Annotated in this window: 18 protein-coding genes; 2 read left to right on the top strand and 16 right to left on the bottom strand. The window is 73.2% G+C overall.

What is annotated here, in order from left to right; genetic code table 11:
• Positions 1–101: 101 nt before the first annotated feature.
• The 3 genes from AC4H2S_RS18480 to AC4H2S_RS18470 all read right to left on the bottom strand — a co-directional run bounded on the left by AC4H2S_RS18480 (position 102) and on the right by AC4H2S_RS18470 (position 2,571).
• Positions 102–1,049 (bottom strand): glycine betaine ABC transporter substrate-binding protein, encoded by a 948-nt coding sequence (locus AC4H2S_RS18480; RefSeq protein ID WP_491498439.1) that lies wholly within the window; start codon positions 1,047–1,049, stop codon positions 102–104.
• Between the two features lie 65 nt (positions 1,050–1,114).
• A complete protein-coding gene (locus tag AC4H2S_RS18475) occupies positions 1,115–1,894 on the bottom strand; it encodes an ABC transporter permease (RefSeq protein WP_491498438.1) in 780 nt (259 codons plus the stop codon).
• Positions 1,873–2,571 (bottom strand): ABC transporter permease, encoded by a 699-nt coding sequence (locus tag AC4H2S_RS18470; protein WP_491498437.1) that lies wholly within the window; start codon positions 2,569–2,571, stop codon positions 1,873–1,875. Before AC4H2S_RS18470 ends, AC4H2S_RS18475 begins: the two co-directional genes overlap by 22 nt.
• A 3-nt stretch (positions 2,572–2,574) precedes the next feature.
• Here AC4H2S_RS18470 and AC4H2S_RS18465 point away from each other — a divergent pair, with 3 nt between their 5' ends.
• Positions 2,575–3,558 (top strand): ABC transporter ATP-binding protein, encoded by a 984-nt coding sequence (locus AC4H2S_RS18465; RefSeq protein WP_491498436.1) that lies wholly within the window; start codon positions 2,575–2,577, stop codon positions 3,556–3,558.
• Between the two features lie 7 nt (positions 3,559–3,565).
• Here AC4H2S_RS18465 and AC4H2S_RS18460 read toward each other — a convergent pair whose 3' ends face one another.
• The 12 genes from AC4H2S_RS18460 to dacB form a co-directional block, all read right to left on the bottom strand.
• Positions 3,566–4,672, bottom strand: a complete 1,107-nt coding sequence (locus AC4H2S_RS18460) for a GNAT family N-acetyltransferase (protein WP_491498435.1) — start codon at positions 4,670–4,672, stop codon at positions 3,566–3,568.
• A gap of 44 nt (positions 4,673–4,716) precedes the next feature.
• Positions 4,717–5,334, bottom strand: coding sequence for a hypothetical protein (locus tag AC4H2S_RS18455; protein WP_491498434.1), 618 nt, complete (start codon positions 5,332–5,334; stop codon positions 4,717–4,719).
• A gap of 9 nt (positions 5,335–5,343) precedes the next feature.
• Entirely contained in the window at positions 5,344–5,883 is a 540-nt protein-coding gene (locus tag AC4H2S_RS18450; protein WP_491498433.1) for a DUF3180 domain-containing protein, read from the bottom strand.
• Between the two features lie 61 nt (positions 5,884–5,944).
• Complete coding sequence (gene folK, locus AC4H2S_RS18445) at positions 5,945–6,514, bottom strand: 2-amino-4-hydroxy-6-hydroxymethyldihydropteridine diphosphokinase (protein ID WP_491498432.1); 570 nt, start codon at positions 6,512–6,514, stop codon at positions 5,945–5,947.
• Positions 6,507–6,881 (bottom strand): dihydroneopterin aldolase, encoded by a 375-nt coding sequence (gene folB / locus AC4H2S_RS18440; RefSeq protein ID WP_491498431.1) that lies wholly within the window; start codon positions 6,879–6,881, stop codon positions 6,507–6,509. Before folB ends, folK begins: the two co-directional genes overlap by 8 nt.
• On the bottom strand, positions 6,871–7,677 hold the full coding sequence (gene folP / locus AC4H2S_RS18435; RefSeq protein ID WP_491498445.1) for a dihydropteroate synthase: 807 nt from the start codon (positions 7,675–7,677) through the stop codon (positions 6,871–6,873). Before folP ends, folB begins: the two co-directional genes overlap by 11 nt.
• Positions 7,678–7,715: 38 nt before the next feature.
• The gene (gene folE / locus AC4H2S_RS18430; RefSeq protein ID WP_491498430.1) at positions 7,716–8,336 is read right to left on the bottom strand and encodes a GTP cyclohydrolase I FolE; all 621 of its coding nucleotides are present in this window, start codon (positions 8,334–8,336) and stop codon (positions 7,716–7,718) included.
• The gene (gene ftsH / locus AC4H2S_RS18425; protein ID WP_491498429.1) at positions 8,333–10,390 is read right to left on the bottom strand and encodes an ATP-dependent zinc metalloprotease FtsH; all 2,058 of its coding nucleotides are present in this window, start codon (positions 10,388–10,390) and stop codon (positions 8,333–8,335) included. Before ftsH ends, folE begins: the two co-directional genes overlap by 4 nt.
• Positions 10,391–10,492: 102 nt before the next feature.
• Positions 10,493–11,044, bottom strand: coding sequence for a hypoxanthine phosphoribosyltransferase (gene hpt / locus AC4H2S_RS18420; protein ID WP_491498428.1), 552 nt, complete (start codon positions 11,042–11,044; stop codon positions 10,493–10,495).
• 4 nt (positions 11,045–11,048) lie between these two features.
• Entirely contained in the window at positions 11,049–12,032 is a 984-nt protein-coding gene (tilS, locus tag AC4H2S_RS18415; protein WP_491498427.1) for a tRNA lysidine(34) synthetase TilS, read from the bottom strand.
• Positions 12,029–13,045 carry a zinc-dependent metalloprotease gene (locus AC4H2S_RS18410; protein ID WP_491498426.1) on the bottom strand — a complete coding sequence of 339 codons (1,017 nt, stop codon included), beginning with the start codon at positions 13,043–13,045 and terminating at the stop codon, positions 12,029–12,031. Before AC4H2S_RS18410 ends, tilS begins: the two co-directional genes overlap by 4 nt.
• Before the next feature lie 178 nt (positions 13,046–13,223).
• Positions 13,224–14,687, bottom strand: a complete 1,464-nt coding sequence (gene dacB, locus AC4H2S_RS18405) for a D-alanyl-D-alanine carboxypeptidase/D-alanyl-D-alanine endopeptidase (RefSeq protein ID WP_491498425.1) — start codon at positions 14,685–14,687, stop codon at positions 13,224–13,226.
• A gap of 130 nt (positions 14,688–14,817) precedes the next feature.
• On the opposite strand from dacB, the gene AC4H2S_RS18400 reads away from it, so the two are divergent.
• Positions 14,818–15,354 carry an inorganic diphosphatase gene (locus AC4H2S_RS18400; protein ID WP_491498444.1) on the top strand — a complete coding sequence of 179 codons (537 nt, stop codon included), beginning with the start codon at positions 14,818–14,820 and terminating at the stop codon, positions 15,352–15,354.
• Between the two features lie 95 nt (positions 15,355–15,449).
• Here AC4H2S_RS18400 and lon read toward each other — a convergent pair whose 3' ends face one another.
• Positions 15,450–17,813: an endopeptidase La gene (lon, locus tag AC4H2S_RS18395; protein ID WP_491498424.1), complete on the bottom strand. Its 2,364-nt coding sequence runs from the start codon at positions 17,811–17,813 to the stop codon at positions 15,450–15,452.
• Positions 17,814–17,858 lie beyond the last annotated feature (45 nt).

Genomic DNA, 17,858 nt, shown 5'->3' with positions numbered 1-17,858 from the left:
AGCCACACCCCACTCGGGGGTTCTCTTCACGTCAACGGCCTGAGCCTGCAACCAAGGTCATGGCCGGGTACATCTAGTCGGTCCCACAATCAGCAGACGGATCAGATCAGGCCCTCGGACTCGAGGAACTCCGTGGCGACGTCGTCCGGCTGCTCGCGGTCGACCTGGACGCTGACCAGCAGCTCGCCGAGGGTGTCGTTGTCGAGCGCGGCCATCAGGTCGTTGAGCGCGCCCTCGACCTCGGGGTTGTCGGCCAGGAACTGCGTCGAGACGGCCGGAACGAGGTTCTGCGCGGGCTGGATGCCCAAGTCGTCCTCGAGCAGCAGCAGGCCCTGCTCCTCCAGGGTGCCGTCGAGCGTGCTGGTCTGGCCGAGCTGCGCCTCCCCGTCGAGCACCGCCTGGAACGTCTCGGTGGAGGCGTAGCCGAGCGGCTCGAGGGTGATGTCGATGCCGTAGGTGTCGACGAGGCCCTTCTCGCAGTCGGTGCGGCCCTTGCAGTCGGGGGCGGCAGCCAGGGTCACCGCCTCGCCCTCGAGGTCGGAGAGCTTGGTGACGCCCTGGTCGTCGGAGAGCTCCTGGCTGGTGAAGTAGCCGTTGGCCGAGAACGCCTCCGACGGCTCGAGCAGGGTGATGCCCTTCTCCTCGAGCAACGAGGCGCCCGCGTCGATCGTCTCCTGGGCGTCGCTGGTCGACAGCGGCTTCGCGTCGGGGCCGTTGGCGTCGGTGTTGAGCTGGTCGACGATGCCGGCGACGTACTCCGGGGCGATCTGGACCGAGTCGGGCATCTCGTTGAGGTAGATCGGGCGGGTGTCGACCAGGCGGGTCTCGACGTCGTAGCCCTGCGCCTCGAGGACCTGCTGGTACATCGCGGTGACGAGCGCGGCCTCGTCGAAGCTCTGGCTGCCGATCACGACGGAGGTGTCCTTGTCGCCGCCGGAGCCCGAGGTGGGCTCGTCGTCCTCCGCGGCGAGGTCGTCGCCGGCGCACCCGGCGAGGAGAGCGGTCAGGGCGAGAGCGGTCACCGCCAGCAGCGGACGTCGTACGTGCATGTCATTCTACCTTCTGTGTCCCGTGGCCGAGAGCCACGCGTGTCCGGTGATGCGAGCGGGTCCGCTCAGCTCCCGGCGGGAGCCTCTGCCACCGTAGTCGAGGGCACCGACGGGGCGTCGTCACGATTCGATGACGAGGCGCGCGACATCGGGTCGGCGGCACGCTGGACCCGGGCCGCGGCCAGCTCGAGCAGGAGGGCGACCACTGCGACCACGACCGCGGCCGCCATGCCCTGGGCGTAGTCGTTGCGCGCGAACCCCTCGGTGATGATGCGTCCCAGCCCGGGCCCGGCGACCAGCGCCGCGATCGTCGCGGTGGCCCACACCTGGACGAGCGCGAGCCGCACGCCGGAGGCCACCACCGGCAGCGCCAGCGGCAGCTCGACGCGCCAGAAGCGCTGCAGCTGCGACATCCCCATGCCGTCGGCGGCCTCCTTCACGTCGGAGGGCACCTCGCGCATCCCGACGTAGCCGTTGGTGATGAGGGGCGGGAGGGCGAAGAGCACGAGCGCGATGAGGGTGGCGAGCCCGGCCCGGCCGTAGGGGCCGAAGTCGGCGGAGCCGGGCCAGTCGGCCGCGACCAGGAGGGCCAGGAGCGCGAACGTCGGCACGGCGCGTCCGACGTTGGAGATGTTGACGGCCAGGAAGCCGCCCCTGCCGAGGTGGCCGAGCCACAGGGCGAGGGGCAGCCCGAGCAGGATGGCGGCGACCAGGGCCGTGGCGGTGAGCAGCAGCTGCTCCAGCAGCCGGGCGACCAGGCCGCCGGAGCCCGTCCAGCTGGCGGGGTCCAGGAGGTAGTGCCAGGTGTCGGCGAAGAGGTCCATCAGCGCGCCCCCGCCGTCCACGGCGTCAGCACGCGCTGCAGCACGACGATCACGGCGTCGAGCACGACGGCCAGCACGACGCACAGCACCGCGGCGGTCAGCAGCTCGGCGCGGAAGTCGCGCTGCACGCCGTGGGAGATCAGGTCGCCGAGCCCGCCGTAGGCGACCAGCGTGCCGACCGTGGTGAGCGCGACCGTCGACACGGCCGCCACCCGCAGGCCGGCCATCACCACGGGCAGGGCGAGGGGCATCTCGATGCGGGTGAGCATCCGCGCCCGTCCGTAGCCCAGTCCCGTGGCCGCCTCCCGCACGTCGTCGGGCACCGAGCGCAGCCCGTCGAGGAGCGCCCGGACCAGGATGGTCAGGGCGTAGAGACCGAGCCCGATCACGACCGTGGCGGCCGAGAGCCCGGTGAACGGCACCAGGAGCGGCAGCAGGGCCAGCGACGGCACGGTGTAGATGCCGGTGCTGACGCCGAGCACCAGCGACTCCAGGCGCGGCAGCCGCCGCGCGAGCAGCGCCAGCGGCAGGGCGATGACGATGCCGAGCGCGAGGGCGGCGAGCGTGATGGCGATGTGCTCGACCAGCGCGTCGGTGATCTGCGTGTGACGGTCCTCGACGTACTGCCAGCAGAACCACTCGTTGACGAAGCGGCTGTAACAGCTCGGCCCGGAATCGGCCGCGGCCAGTATGGTCACCGCATGGACGCTACACGGGGCGGCGAGTCGATGATCCGGCTCGAAGGCGTGGGCAAGACCTACCCCGACGGGACCGTGGCCGTCCACGAGCTCGACCTCGACGTGGCCCGCGGCGAGATGGTCTGCCTGGTCGGGCCGTCGGGCTGCGGCAAGTCGACGACGCTCAAGATGATCAACCGGCTCATCGAGCCGACCACCGGCCGCATCTGGCTCGACGGGCGCGACGTCACCGACGTCGACCCGGTCCAGCTGCGCCGCGGCATCGGCTACGTCATCCAGCAGATCGGCCTGTTCCCCCACCAGCGCATCGAGCAGAACGTCATGACGGTGCCGCTGCTCTACGGCGAGTCCAAGGCCACCGCCCGCGAGCGGGCCCACGAGCTGCTCGCGACCGTCGGCCTCGAGCCGGAGCAGTACGCGCGTCGCTATCCCCACGAGCTGTCCGGCGGCCAGCGCCAGCGCGTCGGCGTCGCCCGCGCGCTCGCCGCCAACCCGCCCGTGCTGCTGATGGACGAGCCGTTCGGCGCCGTCGACCCGGTGGTGCGCGGCCGCCTGCAGGACGAGTTCCGGCGGCTCCAGGCCGAGCTGGGCAAGACGGTCGTGCTGGTGACCCACGACATCGACGAGGCGATCCGGATGGGCGACCGGGTGGCCGTCTTCGCCGCGGGCGGCCGGCTCGCCCAGTACGCCACCCCCGGCGAGCTGCTGGCCCACCCGGCCGACGAGCAGGTCGCCGACTTCGTGGGCGCCGGCGGCATCCGCACCCTCACCGTCACCCGGCTCACCGTGGAGCACCTCGAGCCGATCGACGGGGTCTCGACCGGCGACCTCGGCTCGGCCATCGACATCGACTCCTCGCTCGAGGAGGCGCTCGCCGCGATGCTGCGCGACGACAAGCCGATGATCGGCGTGCGGCGCGGCGCGACGTTCGTCGGCGTGCTCACCCCGGCCGGGGTGCACCGGGCGCTGCGCCGGTCGATGCGCTGAGCGGCGCTCAGCCGGCCGTCGTGGTCGTGACGCTCCGGTGCCACGACTCCGTGACGTAGGACGTGGCCCAGCCCATCGACGTGTAGAGGCCGTCGGCGCCGGTCGGCGAGTCGGCGTCGACCTCCAGGCCGACGCGGTCGCGTCCGCGCGAGGCGGCGTCGGCGATGATCGTGCGGAGCAGGCCGGTGGCCACGCCGCGCCCGCGTGCCGACTCGAGCACGCCGAGGTAGGCGACGTAGGACCCGTCGGGGCCGGTGTCGGACTCGCTCACCGAGCCCACCAGGGCGCCGGCGGCCTCGGTGCCGCCCGCCTCGTCGGTGATCTCGGCCAGCCACCAGTGGTCCCAGCGGTGGCCCGGGTCCTCGCGGAGGCGGTGGATGAACTCGTCGAACGTCTCCTCCGTCGAGTTGAAGTGGTCGGTGAAGGCACCCTCCAGCACGTCGTGCACCGCCCGCAGGTCGGCCTCGTCGGGCATCCCGCCGGACTCCGGGCCGCCCTGGCGCTCGACGAGGCGGAAGACCACGCCCTTTCGCTCCCAGCGCGCCGGGTCGGGCACCAGCTCGGCCTCCGACGGCTCCACCGGGCGGCTCATCTGCCACCAGGTGCGGACGCGCTCGAAGCCGGCCGCGGCGAGCCAGGCGTGCTGCCGCTCGTCGTCGGCGAAGGCGCCCGTGTCGATCTGCTGCACGGGCACGCCGCGGGCCGCGCCGACCGCCTCCGCCTGGGTCTGCGCCCACGCGAACAGCACGTCGCTGCAGCGCGCGGCGACGCGCTCGTCGAGGTCGCGGGCGACGATGTGCACGAAGAGCATCCGCCCCGAGGCGCGGTCGTGGACGCTCCCCCACGACTGGATCCGGCCGTCGGGGTCGCGCAGCACGACGTTCTCCCGCATCGCCAGGCCGCGGTCGGAGACCTCGACCCGCACGGCGTTCTCGCCGGAGCTCGCCCACCCGCGACCGGCGCGCTCGTGCTCACGCAGCAGCTCGACGAGCCGCTCGATCGTGGCCGGGTCGTCGCCGTCGGGAGTCTCGGCCTGCCAGCCCGCCGGGAGCCCCGGGTCGTCGGGCAGCGCGTCGGTGGGGTCGCTCTCGAACCGGTTGTCCTCGGGGATCACGACGACCCATTCTTCCGTACGCCGTCGCGGCGGGCTCGGCTGGCTCAGGCGCTGCGGTGGTCGCGGCGCGCCGCGGCGGCGCGGAGCACGTCGAGCTCGGCGCGGAGCACGTCGATCTCGGCCTCGAGCTCGGCGACCAGCACGATCGCCTCGGCAGCGCGGCCCTCGGCGTCGTCGCGGCCCCGCTCGGCCTCGTCGCGACCGCGCTCGGCGGCGTCGGCGCGACGGGCCTCCTGGCCGCGCTTGAGCGTCTGCTCGGCGGCGTTCTTCTGCGCGCTCGACAGGGCGCGCTCGAGCACGTCGATCGCCTCCTCGCGCTCGTCGATCTTGCGGCGCATGTCCGCGGCGAACGCGGCGGACTCGGCCGTGCGGCGCTCAGTGAGCTCGCGGTACTGCTGGGCCTGCACCGCGCTGTCGCGGGCGGCGTCACGCCGGGCCTGCATCAGCTCGGTGTGCGTGATGCGGGTGGCGGCCGCGCCGGCGAGCACGGCCACGACGGCAGCGACAGCGGTCAGCGTCGCCGAGGAGGACGCGAGCGCCCCGACCACGAGGGCCGCGCCGGCGACGAGGAGGGCGACGGCCACGACGAGGCGGGTGCTGCGCTGACGGCGGCGAGCAGGCGTCCGCGACACCTGGGACTGCTGGGGCTGCTGGGAAGGCATGGCGCCACCCTAGGGCTGCGACGGGCCCCCGTCCGCGCGACACGCACGCTCGAGTGCCAGCGAGGCCACACTCACCCCCGTCGCTCCGGCAGCCGCGACCAGGGCGCGCAGCATCCAGCGGTCGGCGTACTGCGACTCGTCGCCCAGCCAGCCGACGGCGTAGCCGACGTAGCCGGCAGCCACGAGCGTGCCGGCAAGCGCGCACGCACGGGCCAGCACGAGCCGGTTGACGGCCTGCTGCGGCTCGAGCCGCTCCCCCCGCACGTGCACCGTCTGCCACGTGTGCCAGGCCAGGAACGTCATGATCGCGGCGACCATGACGAGCACCAGCGCCTGGGCCCACGACACCAGCGGCGGCCGTCCGGTCAGCGCCTCGACCAGCGGGTGCATGCCCCACCCGAGCACGAGGCCGACGACGGCGCACGCCGTCAGGGCGCCGGCGGAGGTGGGGCGCAGCGTCCCGCGCGGCTCCGGCGGGTCCCCGTCCGGGCCGTCGGGCCCGTCGGAGCCGTCGGGCCCGTCGGAGCCGTCGGGGCCGGGGGTGGTCACTCGGGGTCCCTGCGGCGTCGCGAGGGGGAGCGGAGCGGCGGAGCGGGACGCCGTGGGGTGATCACTCGACCTCGAGGGTGAGGTCCTCGCGCCTCTTCACGCCCGAGGAGTCGGAGGCGTCGAGCAGCTCGGCGATCGGGCCCCGGTCCGGGAAGACCGCGTCGGGCTCGAGGTCGTACCACGGCTGCAGCACGAAGGCGCGCTCGTGGGCGCGGGGGTGCGGCAGCCGGAGGAAGTCCTCGTTGGAGCGGCGGTCGCCGACGACGATGAGGTCGACGTCGAGGGTGCGCGCGGCGTTGGGGACGTCGCCGCGCTCGCGGCCGAACGCGTCCTCGATCGCCAGCGCCCGCTCCATCAGCCGCGCGGCCGGGAGCGTGGTGTCGGCGAGCAGGACGGCGTTGAGGAAGGGGCGCGAGCCCTCGGGGGCGTCGATCGGCTCGGTCTCGTAGACCGGCGAGACGCCCGTGACGAAGAAGTCGGGGGTGTCGGCCAGGGCGTTGACCGCGCCCTGGAGGGAGGCCAGGCGCTCTCCGAGGTTGGATCCCAGCGCAACCACCACGCGACGGATCGGGTGCATCTCGCCGGTGAGGGCGTCGGTGTCCACGATGTTGGGGTTGGGGGTCTCAGTCATGAGCGTTGCCTCGCGTTCTGGTGATCGTCAGCGCGACGTCCGAGTACGTCGCGTCGATGGGCGCATCAGGTTTGTGCAGCGTGACTCGCGCCCATTCAACACGAGAGTCCGTCAGGCACACATCGGCGATGCGTTGGGCGACGGTTTCTATCAGGTCGACCGGGTCGCGCTCGACGGCAGCCTTGACGTCGGCGGTCAGCGAGCCGTAGTCGACGGTGTCGGCGAGGGCGTCGGAGGAGGCCGCGGGGCGGGTGTCGATGCCCAGCACGAGGTCGACGACGAAGACCTGGCCCTCGCGCCTCTCGAAGTCGAAGACGCCGTGGTGGGCGAAGCACTCGATGCCCCGGACCGACAGCTCATCCGTCATGTGCGACCTCCATCGCCTCGACCACCGCGAGCGCGTCGCGGGTGGCTCGTACGTCGTGCACGCGCAGGCACTCGACCCCGCGGGCGGCCAGCAGGGCGACCAGCGCGACGTGGGCGTGCTCGCGCTCGTCGACCGGTCGCAGGCGGCCGTCCTCGGCCAGCAGCGAGCCGAGGAACGACTTGCGGCTGGCGCCGACCAGCAGCGGGCAGCCGAGCTCGTGCAGGCGCTCCAGGGCGGCCAGCAGCTCCCAGTTGTGGCGCGGCTCCTTGGCGAAGCCGAGGCCGGGGTCGAGCAGCACGCGTGAGCGGGCGATGCCGGCGGTCTCGACCGCCTCGAGCCGCTCGGCGAGCTCGCGGCGCACCGACGCCACGACCCCGTCGGGCGAGTAGTCGGTGAAGTCGCGCATCCGGTCGGAGTGGGCGCGCCAGTGCATCGCGACGTAGGAGGCGTCGCTCGCGGCGACGACCTCGAGGATCCGCGGGTCGGCCAGGCCGCCGGACACGTCGTTGACGATCCGGGCACCGGCGTCGAGGGCGGCCTCGGCGACCTCGGCGCGCATGGTGTCGACCGAGAGCAGGGCCCCGGCGTCGGCGAGCTCGCGGATCACGGGCACGACCCGGTCGAGCTCCTCGGCGACCAGCGGCCGGGTGGCGCCCGGCCGGGTCGACTCCCCGCCGATGTCGAGCAGGTCGGCCCCCTGCTCCAGCAGGAGCCGTCCGTGGGCGACCGCTGCCTCGGTGGTCGCCCACCGACCGCCGTCGGAGAAGGAGTCGGGCGTGACGTTGACGATCCCCATCACCCGGGGGACCCGGGCGGCAGGGGGTGCGCCCTGGCTCACCTGGACCCGGAGCTGATGAGCGCCATCGCCTCGGCGCGGGTGGCCTGGTGGGTCAGGAACGCGCCGCGGACCGCGGAGGTGATGGTGCGCGCACCGGCCTTCTTCACCCCACGCATGGTCATGCACAGGTGCTCGGCCTCGATCACCACGATCACGCCACGGGCCTCGAGGATCTCCATCAGCGAGTCGGCCACCTGAGTGGTCAGCCGCTCCTGCACCTGCGGGCGCTTGGCGTAGACGTCGACGAGCCGGGCGAGCTTGGACAGGCCGGTGATCTTGCCGGTCTCGGCCGGGATGTAGCCGACGTGGGCGACCCCGGTGAACGGCACGAGGTGGTGCTCGCACATCGACCACAGCTCGATGTCGCGGACCAGCACCATCTCCTCGTGGCCGATGTCGAAGGTGGTGGTCAGGACGTCGCGGGCGCTCTGGCGCAGGCCCTGCGTGAGCTCGGCGTAGGCACGCGCCACCCGCGCCGGGGTCTCGCGCAGCCCCTCACGCGCGGGGTCCTCGCCGATGGCGTGGAGCAGCTCGCGCACGGCCGCCTCGGCGCGCGCCTGGTCGAACTCGGGGACCTCCCCCGGCGCGCGCTCCTGCCCGGAGATCGGGTCGGTCACGGCGCGTCCGGGCGCGGGGGCGTGGGGGTGTCGGGGTGGATCTCAGGGATGCCGTGCACGTCGCCGCCGGCGCCGGGGGGCGTGAGGATCGCGCCGCCCTCGTCGTTCTGGGCGGCCGCGTCGGCGTGCACCCGGTCGCGGATCGCCTGCGGGATGTCGACCGGCGGGATCGACGACGGCACCCGCTCGGGCGACCCGGTCCAGGCCGGCCGGTTGGGCCGCTTGGTGAGCGCCTCGAAGATCGTGGCGATCTCGGCCTTGTCGAGGGTCTCCTTGTCGAGCAGCGCGAGCACCAGGGAGTCGAGCACGTCGCGGTTGGTCTCGAGGATCTCGAACGCCTCCTGGTGGGCGTGGTTGAGGAGGGTCTTGACCTCCTCGTCGACCGCGGCGGCCGTCTCCTCGGAGTAGTTGCGCGTGTGGCCCATGTCGCGGCCCAGGAACGGCTCGGAGTTGCTGTCGCCCAGCTTGACCGCGCCGAGACGCTCGGTCATGCCGTACTGGGTCACCATCGCGCGGGCCAGGTTGGTGGCCTTCTCGATGTCGTTGCCGGCACCGGAGGTGACGTCGTGGAAGATCAGCGCCTCCGCGGCCATGCCGCCGAGCATGTAGGCCAGCGAGTCGAGCATCTCGCTGCGCGTCTGGGAGTACTTGTCGCGGTCGGGCAGCACCATCGTGTAGCCCAGCGCGCGACCGCGCGGCAGGATCGTGACCTTGTGCACCGGGTCGGTGCCGGGGAGCGCGGCGGCGACGAGCGCGTGTCCGCCCTCGTGGTAGGCGGTGATGAGCTTCTCGCGCTCGCTCATCAGTCGCGTACGACGCTGCGGCCCGGCGATCACGCGGTCGATCGCCTCGTCGAGCGCCTCGTCGGTGATCATCTTGGCGTTGCTGCGCGCGGTGAGCAGCGCGGCCTCGTTGAGCACGTTGGCCAGGTCGGCACCGGTGAAGCCGGGCGTGCGGCGCGCCACGCTCAGCAGGTCGATGTCCTGCGCGATCGGCTTGCCGCGCGAGTGGACCTTGAGGATCTGGTGACGGCCGTTGAGGTCGGGGGCGTCGACCTGGATCTGCCGGTCGAAGCGGCCCGGGCGCAGCAGCGCGGGGTCGAGCACGTCGGGACGGTTGGTGGCCGCGATGAGGATGACCCCGCCGCGCACGTCGAAGCCGTCCATCTCGACCAGCAGCTGGTTGAGGGTCTGCTCACGCTCGTCGTGACCGCCGCCCATGCCGGCGCCGCGGTGGCGGCCGACGGCGTCGATCTCGTCGATGAACACGATGGCGGGCGGGTTCTCCTTGGCCTGCTCGAACAGGTCGCGCACGCGGCTCGCGCCCACACCGACGAACATCTCGACGAAGTCGGAGCCCGAGATCGAGTAGAACGGCACGCCCGCCTCGCCCGCGACGGCGCGGGCGAGCAGGGTCTTGCCGGTGCCGGGCGGGCCGTAGAGCAGCACGCCCTTGGGGATCTTGGCGCCGACGGCCTGGAACTTGGCCGGGTCGGTGAGGAACTCCTTGATCTCGCCGAGCTCCTCGATCGCCTCCTCGCAGCCCGCGACGTCGCTGAAGGTCGTCTTGGGCATGTCCTTGGTGATGAGCTTGGCCTTGGACTTGGCGAACTGCATGACGCCGCGGCCGCCACCGCCCTGGGCCTGGTTCATCAAGAAGATGAACAGCAAGATGATCAGCGCGAACGGCAGCAGGGTGGCCAGCAGCGAGCCGAGGAAGCTGGGCTGGGGGACGGTCGAGTTGTACTTCTCGATCGTGCCGGCGGCCTTCTGCTCCCGGACCGCGGAGAGGAGCTCCTCCTGCTCGCCGTCGATGTACTGCGCGACGACCTTGTCGCCGTCCTCGCGGGTGCCCTTGTCGAGCGTGGCCTGGATCTCGAAGTCGGCGCCGTTGAACTCGATCTCCTCGACCTTGCCGTCGTCGATGTAGGAGGCGAGGGTCGAGGTGTCGACCTCGTCGTAGCCGTCGCTGGGGGCGAGGAACTGGATCGCCAGCAGCACCGCGAAGGCGGACAGGACGATCCACACCCAGGGACCCTTGAATATGCGCTTCACAGGCAACTTTCAGCTGTTCGGAGGTGGAGAGGCGACGCTACACGCCGCCCGGGACCCCATTGTCTCAGGCGGGGTGAAGCGGGGCGAGCCGTTCGGGCCCGTTCAGGAGTAGACGTGGGGCGCGAGCGTGCCGATGTCGCGGAGGTTGCGGTAGCGCTCGCGGTAGTCGAGGCCGTAGCCGACGACGAACTCGTTGGGGATGTCCCAGCCGACGTACTTGGGCTCCACGGGCATCGAGAGGGCCTCGGGCTTGCGCAGCAGCGTGGCGATCTCGACGCTCGCGGGGTTGCGGCTGGAGAGGTTGTTGACCAGCCAGCTCAGGGTCAGCCCGGTGTCGATGATCTCGTCGACGATCAGCACGTCGCGCCCGCTGATGTCGGTGTCGAGGTCCTTGAGGATGCGCACCACGCCGCTCGACTTGGTGCCCGAGCCGTAGGAGCTCACCGCCATCCAGTCCATCTCCAGGTGCCGCGGCATCGACCGGGACAGGTCGGCCATCACCATCACCGCACCACGCAGGACGCCCACCATCAGCAGGTCGCGTCCCTCGTAGTCCTCGGTGATCTGGAGGGCCATCTCGGCCAGCCGCTGCTGGATCTGCTCCTCGGTGAAGAGGACGTTGACCAGGTCGTGCTCCACGTGGGACGAGTCCATGGCGTCAGCCTAGGGCCACGGCCTCGAGGACCAGCAGCCCGTCGCGCCGGAGCGCGCGGACGTGGCCGGGCAGGTCGATCCACTTCTGTCCGCGCCAGTCCACGAGCAGCCGGTCGACGGCGAGGACGTGCTCGCGCGTGAGCTCCGAGGGCGGGCAGCCGGCGTCGAGGGCGGCCCGGTGGACGACGCGGTGGCGGAGCGCGGGCGGCTCGGCACCGAGGACCGCGACGTCGAGGCCGCCGGCGCGGCGCGCACGCGCCAGGGCCTCCTCGGCGAGGCGGTCGAGGAGCGCGGTGTCCTCACGGAGCTGCTCGGCGGTGCGGGCGAGCGTCTCGGCGATGCCGGGCCCGAGCTCGTCCTCGAGGACCGGCAGCACCCGCCGGCGCACCCGGACCCGGGTGTAGCCGGGGTCGTCGTTGTGCGGGTCGTCCCAGACTTCGATCCCCTCGACCTGGCAGGCGGTGACGGTGTCGTCGCGGCGTACGCCGAGCAGCGGGCGCGCGAAGACCCCGAAGCCGGGCCGCATCCCCTGCAGCGATCGCCCGCCCGAGCCCCGGGCCAGGCCGAGCAGCACGGTCTCGGCCTGGTCGTCGAGGGTGTGGCCGAGCAGCACCAGGCTGGCGCCGAGGTGCTCGGCGACCTGCTCCAGGACGGCGTACCTCGCCTCGCGGGCGGCGGCCTCGGGCCCCAGCCCGGACGCGGCGTCGACGGTGACCCGGGCGGTGAGGGTCTCGTCGACACCCATCGCGGCGAGCTGCGCGACGACGCGGTCGGCCTGGGCGGCCGAGCCCTGCTGCAGGCCGTGGTCGACGGTCACCCCGACGACACGCGTGCCCAGCCGGCGGGCCTCGAACACCGTGGCCGAGGCGAGGGCGAGCGAGTCGGCTCCCCCGCTGCACGCGACCGCCACGGTCGCGGGGGCGTCGAGGCGCGCGAGGCTCGCGCGGACCGGCAGCCGGACCGCGGCGACCGAGGGGTGGAGCGTCACAGCACCCGGGCGACCCAGGCGTCCGGGTCGGCGATCTCCGCCTTGGACGGCAGCGCCTCGGGCCCGCTCCACACGGCGTTGAAGTCGTCCATGCCGACCTTGTCGACGACGTGGCGCACGAAGATCGCGCCGTCGCGGTACTGCGCCATCTTGGCGTCGAGCCCGAGCAGGCGGCGCAGCAGCTTGTCGAGCGAGCCGACGCCCTTGCGGCGCTGGTTGAACTTGCGGCGGATGTCGGCCACCGACGGGATGACGGTGGGACCGACGCCGTCCATGACCACGTCGGCGTGGCCCTCGAGCAGGGACATGACGCCGGTGACCCGGTCGATGATCTCCTTCTGCTGGGGCGAGGAGACGAGGTCGATGACGCTGCCGTCGCCGCGGCGGATCGACTCGGCGCCGCGGCGGATGCCGTCGAGTAGCGCCGTCGGCTCGATGGTGTCGGCGACCGCGTGCATCTGGGCCATCAGGTGCTCGCCGAGCCAGGGGTTGGCGGTGAACTGGACGCGGTGGGTCTCCTCGTGCAGGCACACCCAGAGCCGGAAGTCGGTGGGGTCGGCGCCGATCTCGCGCTCGACGTGGACGATGTTGGGAGCCACCAGCAGCAGCCGGCCGTGCGGGTCGTGGAACGGGTCGAACTGGCCCAGCACCTTGCTGCTCAGGAACCCGAGCATCAGCCCGACCTCGGCGCCGGTCACGCGGGTGCCGAGGGAGGCGGCGAACGCCGAGGGCGGCCCCTTCTTCTCGACCAGCTTGTCCACGACCGGGCTGAGCAGCTTGGCGAAGCCGTCGGCGTTGGCACGCAGCCAGCCCGTGCGGTCCACGACGAGGACAGGCGCGGTGCCGGACGCGGTGTGCAGCCCGGTGAAGTCACGTACGAGCGGGGTGGAGCGGGCCGCGCCCTCGCGCAGCTCGACGACGGCCGCGGCGGCCTCGTCGGGCGACACGTCCGGTCCTGGCCCGGCGACCCGGGATCCCACGGTGACGGCGAAGTCCCAGTCGACGAGGTTCATACCGCGACACTAGCCGGGGCCCCGGTATCGGCCCGCCGTCCGAGCGGGCCCGTGCGACCACGGTGGAGGCAGTTCGCGGCTCGCGGCGGCCGGCTGGGCGTACGACCGCCCGGCCGCGGTGCGAACTGCCTGCGACGTGGTCGCGGCGCCGCCACGACCGACGGAAGGCCTCAGCCGGTCAGGCCGAGCAGCGGCAGGCGGCGAGGGCGGCGGCGGCCCGGTCGAGGGCCTCCTGGGCGTCGTAGCGCTCGTCGGGCGGGGACCTGTCGGCCCCGAAGACGAACGCCAGCGGCTGCCCGTCGCGGTCCACGGCGACGCCGGCCAGGGCGTGCACGCCGGTGAGCGTCCCGGTCTTGGCGCGCACCAGGCCGAGGCCCGCCGCGGGGCCCTCGGTGAAGCGGTAGGTGAGCGAGCCGGTGAAGCCCGCGACCGGCATCCCGGTGACCAGGCTGCGCATCGCCTCGCCGCCGGTACCGGCGGCGTGCTGGATGAGGTCGATCAGCGTGGCGGTCGAGACCCGGTTGCGGCGCGAGAGGCCGGAGCCGTCGTGCACCTGCGCCCCGGAGACGTCGACCCCGACGCCGCGCAGGGTCTCCACGACCCCGGCCGCGCCGGCCTCGAACGACCCGACCCCCGTGGTGGCCAGTCCGACGTGGTGCGCCACGACCTCGGACCCCTCGTTGTCGCTGACGTCGAGGATCCGCTCGGCGAGCTGCGACAGGGGGGCGCTCTCGACCGCGGCCAGCTCCTCGGCGCCCGGCGGCGCGACGACGCGCCGCGGCTCGCCGCCCACCCGGAGACCGGCGTCGCGCAGGCCGTCGGCGAACGCCCGGGCCGCCGCCAGCGAGGGGTCGTCGTGGCGGCCGTCGCCCTCGGCCTCGCGGCCGCTGTCGACCATCAGTGCGGTGATGGGGCTGACGATGTCGTCGGGGACGTAGTCGCGGCGCCATGCGGGGTTGTCGGTCGGCCCGGTGAACAGGCTGTCGTCGAAGCGCACCCGGACGCGGCCACGGCCGCCGAGCGCATCCGCGACCTGCTGGGCGAGCGTCGTGACGTCCGCGCGGGCGGGGTAGGTCGACTCGGCCTCGGCCGGCGTGAGCGGCGTGCTGGCCAGCAGCGGGTCTCCGCCGCCGACCAGGACGACGTCGCGCGGGCCGGCGCCGCGCACGACGCGGGTGGTGAAGGTGTGGTCGGGGCCGAGCGCCTCGAGGGCGGCGCCCAGGGTGAGCAGCTTGGTGGTGGAGGCGGGGAGGTAGCGGCCGTCGCCGGTGGTCCACTCGGGCGAGCCGGGGGCGAGGGGTGCGACGGCGCCGACGACGTGGCGGCCCAGGTCGGGGTCGGCGAGGTCCTCGGCCACGGCGGCGGCGACCCGACCAGGGACGATCGCGCTCCCCGGGCCGAGGGCGGCGGCGCCGGCGCCGGGCGGCGTCCAGTCGGGAAGCTCGAGCCCCGCGGGCGGCAGCACCTGCTCGGGCTCGGTCAGCGGGTCGGCGGCGAGCCCGGGCAGGTAGCGCTGGCCCCACTCGAACCGGTAGGCGCCCAGGCCGGCCGCGAGCAGGGCGAGGACCAGCAGCGTCGGGAGCCAGTGCCGGAGGGACGGGCGGCGGGACGGGCGGCGGGAGTGGCGTAGGTCACGTCGCACTCTTTTCGGCCCCTCTCGCTTCGCACATCGGCCCCATTGTGCGCGACACTGCCCCAGAACCCATGCGTCGGGCCGGGCCCGAGTCGCGAGAGGGCCCGAAGACGTGCCGAGGAGTGTGGAGGAAGACGTGCTGACGTTCGACGTGGTGGTGGAGATCCCCAAGGGTGAGCGCAACAAGTACGAGGTCGACCACGAGACGGGCCGCATCCGCCTGGACCGCATGCTCTTCACCTCGACGGCCTACCCGGCCGACTACGGCTTCATCGAGAACACCCTCGGCCAGGACGGCGACCCCCTCGACGCGCTCGTGATCCTGCAGCAGCCGACGTTCCCGGGCTGCGTCATCGAGTGCCGCGCGATCGGCATGTTCCGGATGACCGACGAGGCCGGCGGCGACGACAAGGTGCTGTGCGTGCCGAGCCACGACCCGCGCCTGGAGCACCTGCGCGACATCAACCACGTCTCCAAGTACGACCGCCTCGAGATCCAGCACTTCTTCGAGGTCTACAAGGACCTCGAGCCCGGCAAGTCCGTCGAGGGGGCCGACTGGGTCGGCCGCACCGAGGCCGAGGCCGAGGTGCACGCGTCGTTCGAGCGCTTCACGACCGAGGGTCACGGCAACGACCTCGACAACCTGGCCGACGACAGCCTGGGCGAGAACGCCTGAGGCTGCCGTCGCGCGCGCTGTAACGCCGGGTTAGTGCTTGTTCCCACCCGGATATATCCGGGTGGGTACAGCTCGCAACCCGGCGTTACAGCCGCTCAGGCGGCCGCGCCCGACGCGCCGACCGTCGCCGCCGGCTCCAGGGCCTCGGCCAGGATGTCGGTGACCCGCCCGACCGGGCGCACGTCGAGCTCGGCGAGCAGCTCGGCCGGCACGTCGTCGAGATCCGGGCGATTGCGCTCGGGGACGAACACCGTCGCCAGCCCGGCGCGCTGGGCGGCGAGCAGCTTCTGCTTGACGCCGCCGATCGGCAGCACCCGCCCCGAGAGCGTGACCTCGCCGGTCATGCCGACGTCGGAGCGGACCGGTCGACCGGTGAGCAGGGAGACGAGGGCGGTCACCATCGTCACGCCCGCGGACGGCCCGTCCTTGGGGATCGCGCCCGCCGGGAAGTGGACGTGGATCGAGCGCTCCAGCGCCGCCGGGTCGATGCCGAGCTCGCCCGCGTGGGCGCGCACCCACGACAGCGCGATCGAGGCCGACTCCTTCATCACGTCGCCGAGCTGGCCGGTGACGGTGAGCCCCGCCTGGCCCTCGGCCACGGACGTCTCGACGTAGAGCACGTCGCCGCCCAGGCCGGTGACGGCGAGACCGGTGGCGACGCCGGGGACGTCGGTGCGCTCATGGCTGTCGGGGGTGAAGCGCGGGCGGCCGACCAGGTCCTTCAGGGACGCCTCGTCGACGTCGATCCGCTCGACCTCGCCGGTCGCGAGCCGGGTGGCGGCCTTGCGGAACGCCTTGGCCAGCAGCCGCTCGAGCTGGCGTACGCCCGCCTCGCGGGTGTAGTTGGCGGCGAGCTCGCCGAGCGCGCCCTCGGAGACGGTGACCTCGTCGGGACGCAGCGCGGCCCGCTCGAGCTGGCGCGGCACCAGGAAGTCGCGGGCGATGGCGACCTTGTCGTCCTCGGTGTAGCCGTCGATGGTGACCAGCTCCATGCGGTCGAGCAGGGCCGAGGGGATCTGCTCCACCACGTTGGCGGTGGCGATGAAGAGCACGTCGGACAGGTCGAGGTCGAGGTCGAGGTAGTGGTCGCGGAACGTGTGGTTCTGCGCCGGGTCGAGCACCTCGAGCAGCGCCGCGGCGGGGTCGCCGCGGTAGTCGGCGCCGACCTTGTCGACCTCGTCGAGGAGCACGACGGGGTTCATCGAGCCGGCCTCCTTGATCGCCCGGACGATCCGACCGGGCAGGGCGCCGACGTAGGTGCGGCGGTGGCCGCGGATCTCGGCCTCGTCGCGCACGCCGCCGAGGGCGACGCGCACGAAGCGCCGGCCCAGGGCGCGGGCGACCGACTCGCCGAGGGAGGTCTTGCCGACCCCGGGAGGACCGGCGAGCAGCACGACCGCGCCGGAGCCGCGACCGCCCACGACCTGCAGGCCGCGCTCGGCCCGGCGGGCGCGCACGGCGAGGTACTCGGTGATGCGGTCCTTGACCTCGTCGAGGCCGTGGTGGTCGGCGTCGAGCACCGCGCGGGCGGCGGCGACGTCGTGGGAGTCCTCGGTGCGCTCGCTCCACGGCAGCTCCAGCACCGTGTCGAGCCAGGTGCGGATCCAGCCGGCCTCGGGGGCCTGCTCGCTCGAGCGCTCCAGCTTGTCGACCTCGCGCAGGGCGGCGTCGCGCACCGCCTCGGGCAGGTCGGCGGCCTCGACCCGGGCCCGGTAGTCGTCCGAGCCGTCGGGCTCGCCCTCGCCGAGCTCCTTGCGGATGGCGGCGAGCTGCTGGCGCAGCACGAACTCGCGCTGGTTCTTCTCCAGGCCCTCGCGGACGTCCTGGCTGATCTTGTCGTTGACCTCGTCCTCGGTGTCGTAGGCGCGGGTCCACTCGACGAGCAGGCGCAGCCGCTCGCCCACGTCGGGCGTCTCCAGCACCTGGCGCTTCTGGTCCTCGGAGAGGTAGGGCGCGTAGCCGGAGGTGTCGGCGAGCGCGTCGGGGTCGGCGAGGCGTCGTACGGTCTCGATCACCTGCCACGCCTCGCGGCGCTCGAGGATGGAGACGACGAGCGTGCGGTACTCCTCGGCGAGCGCGCGGACCTCGTCGGTGACGGGCGTGGTGGGGACCTCCTCGGCCTCCACCCACAGCGCGGCGCCCGGGCCGGTGACCCCGGCCCCGATGGCGACGCGGCGCTCGGCGCGGAGCACCGCGGCGGGCCGGCCGCCGGCGAACCGGCCGACCCGGTCGACCACGGCGACGACGCCGTGGGTGGCGTAGCGGTCCTCGAGCCGGGGAGCGACGAGCACCCGGGTCGGCTCGTCGTCGGGGTCGGAGTCGTGGGCGAGGCGGGCGGCGTCGATGGCCGCGCCGGCCTGGTCGTCGAGCGCGATGGGCACCACCATGCCGGGGAGCACGACCGTGTCGCGGAGGAACACCACCGGGAGGGCTGCGGGGAGCGAGAGCGTCTGCGTCATGCCCGTTCCAACGTGCGGCCCGGCGTCCTCGATACCCGGCGGGGT

The sequence above is a fragment of the Nocardioides sp. Z13_37 genome (genome assembly GCF_058355585.1).
This window is presented reverse-complemented; position numbering and strand designations above follow the sequence as displayed.

Bases quoted from the DNA above. Each gene is read 5' to 3' on its own strand.
- folK (WP_491498432.1), bottom strand. From the start codon at position 6,514: ATGACTGAGACCCCCAACCCCAACATCGTGGACACCGACGCCCTCACC.
- AC4H2S_RS18465 (WP_491498436.1), top strand. From the start codon at position 2,575: ATGGACGCTACACGGGGCGGCGAGTCGATGATCCGGCTCGAAGGCGTG.
- folB (WP_491498431.1), bottom strand. From the start codon at position 6,881: ATGACGGATGAGCTGTCGGTCCGGGGCATCGAGTGCTTCGCCCACCAC.
- hpt (WP_491498428.1), bottom strand. From the start codon at position 11,044: ATGGACTCGTCCCACGTGGAGCACGACCTGGTCAACGTCCTCTTCACC.
- lon (WP_491498424.1), bottom strand. From the start codon at position 17,813: ATGACGCAGACGCTCTCGCTCCCCGCAGCCCTCCCGGTGGTGTTCCTC.
- AC4H2S_RS18455 (WP_491498434.1), bottom strand. From the start codon at position 5,334: ATGCCTTCCCAGCAGCCCCAGCAGTCCCAGGTGTCGCGGACGCCTGCT.
- folP (WP_491498445.1), bottom strand. From the start codon at position 7,677: ATGGGGATCGTCAACGTCACGCCCGACTCCTTCTCCGACGGCGGTCGG.
- AC4H2S_RS18410 (WP_491498426.1), bottom strand. From the start codon at position 13,045: ATGAACCTCGTCGACTGGGACTTCGCCGTCACCGTGGGATCCCGGGTC.
- AC4H2S_RS18480 (WP_491498439.1), bottom strand. From the start codon at position 1,049: ATGCACGTACGACGTCCGCTGCTGGCGGTGACCGCTCTCGCCCTGACC.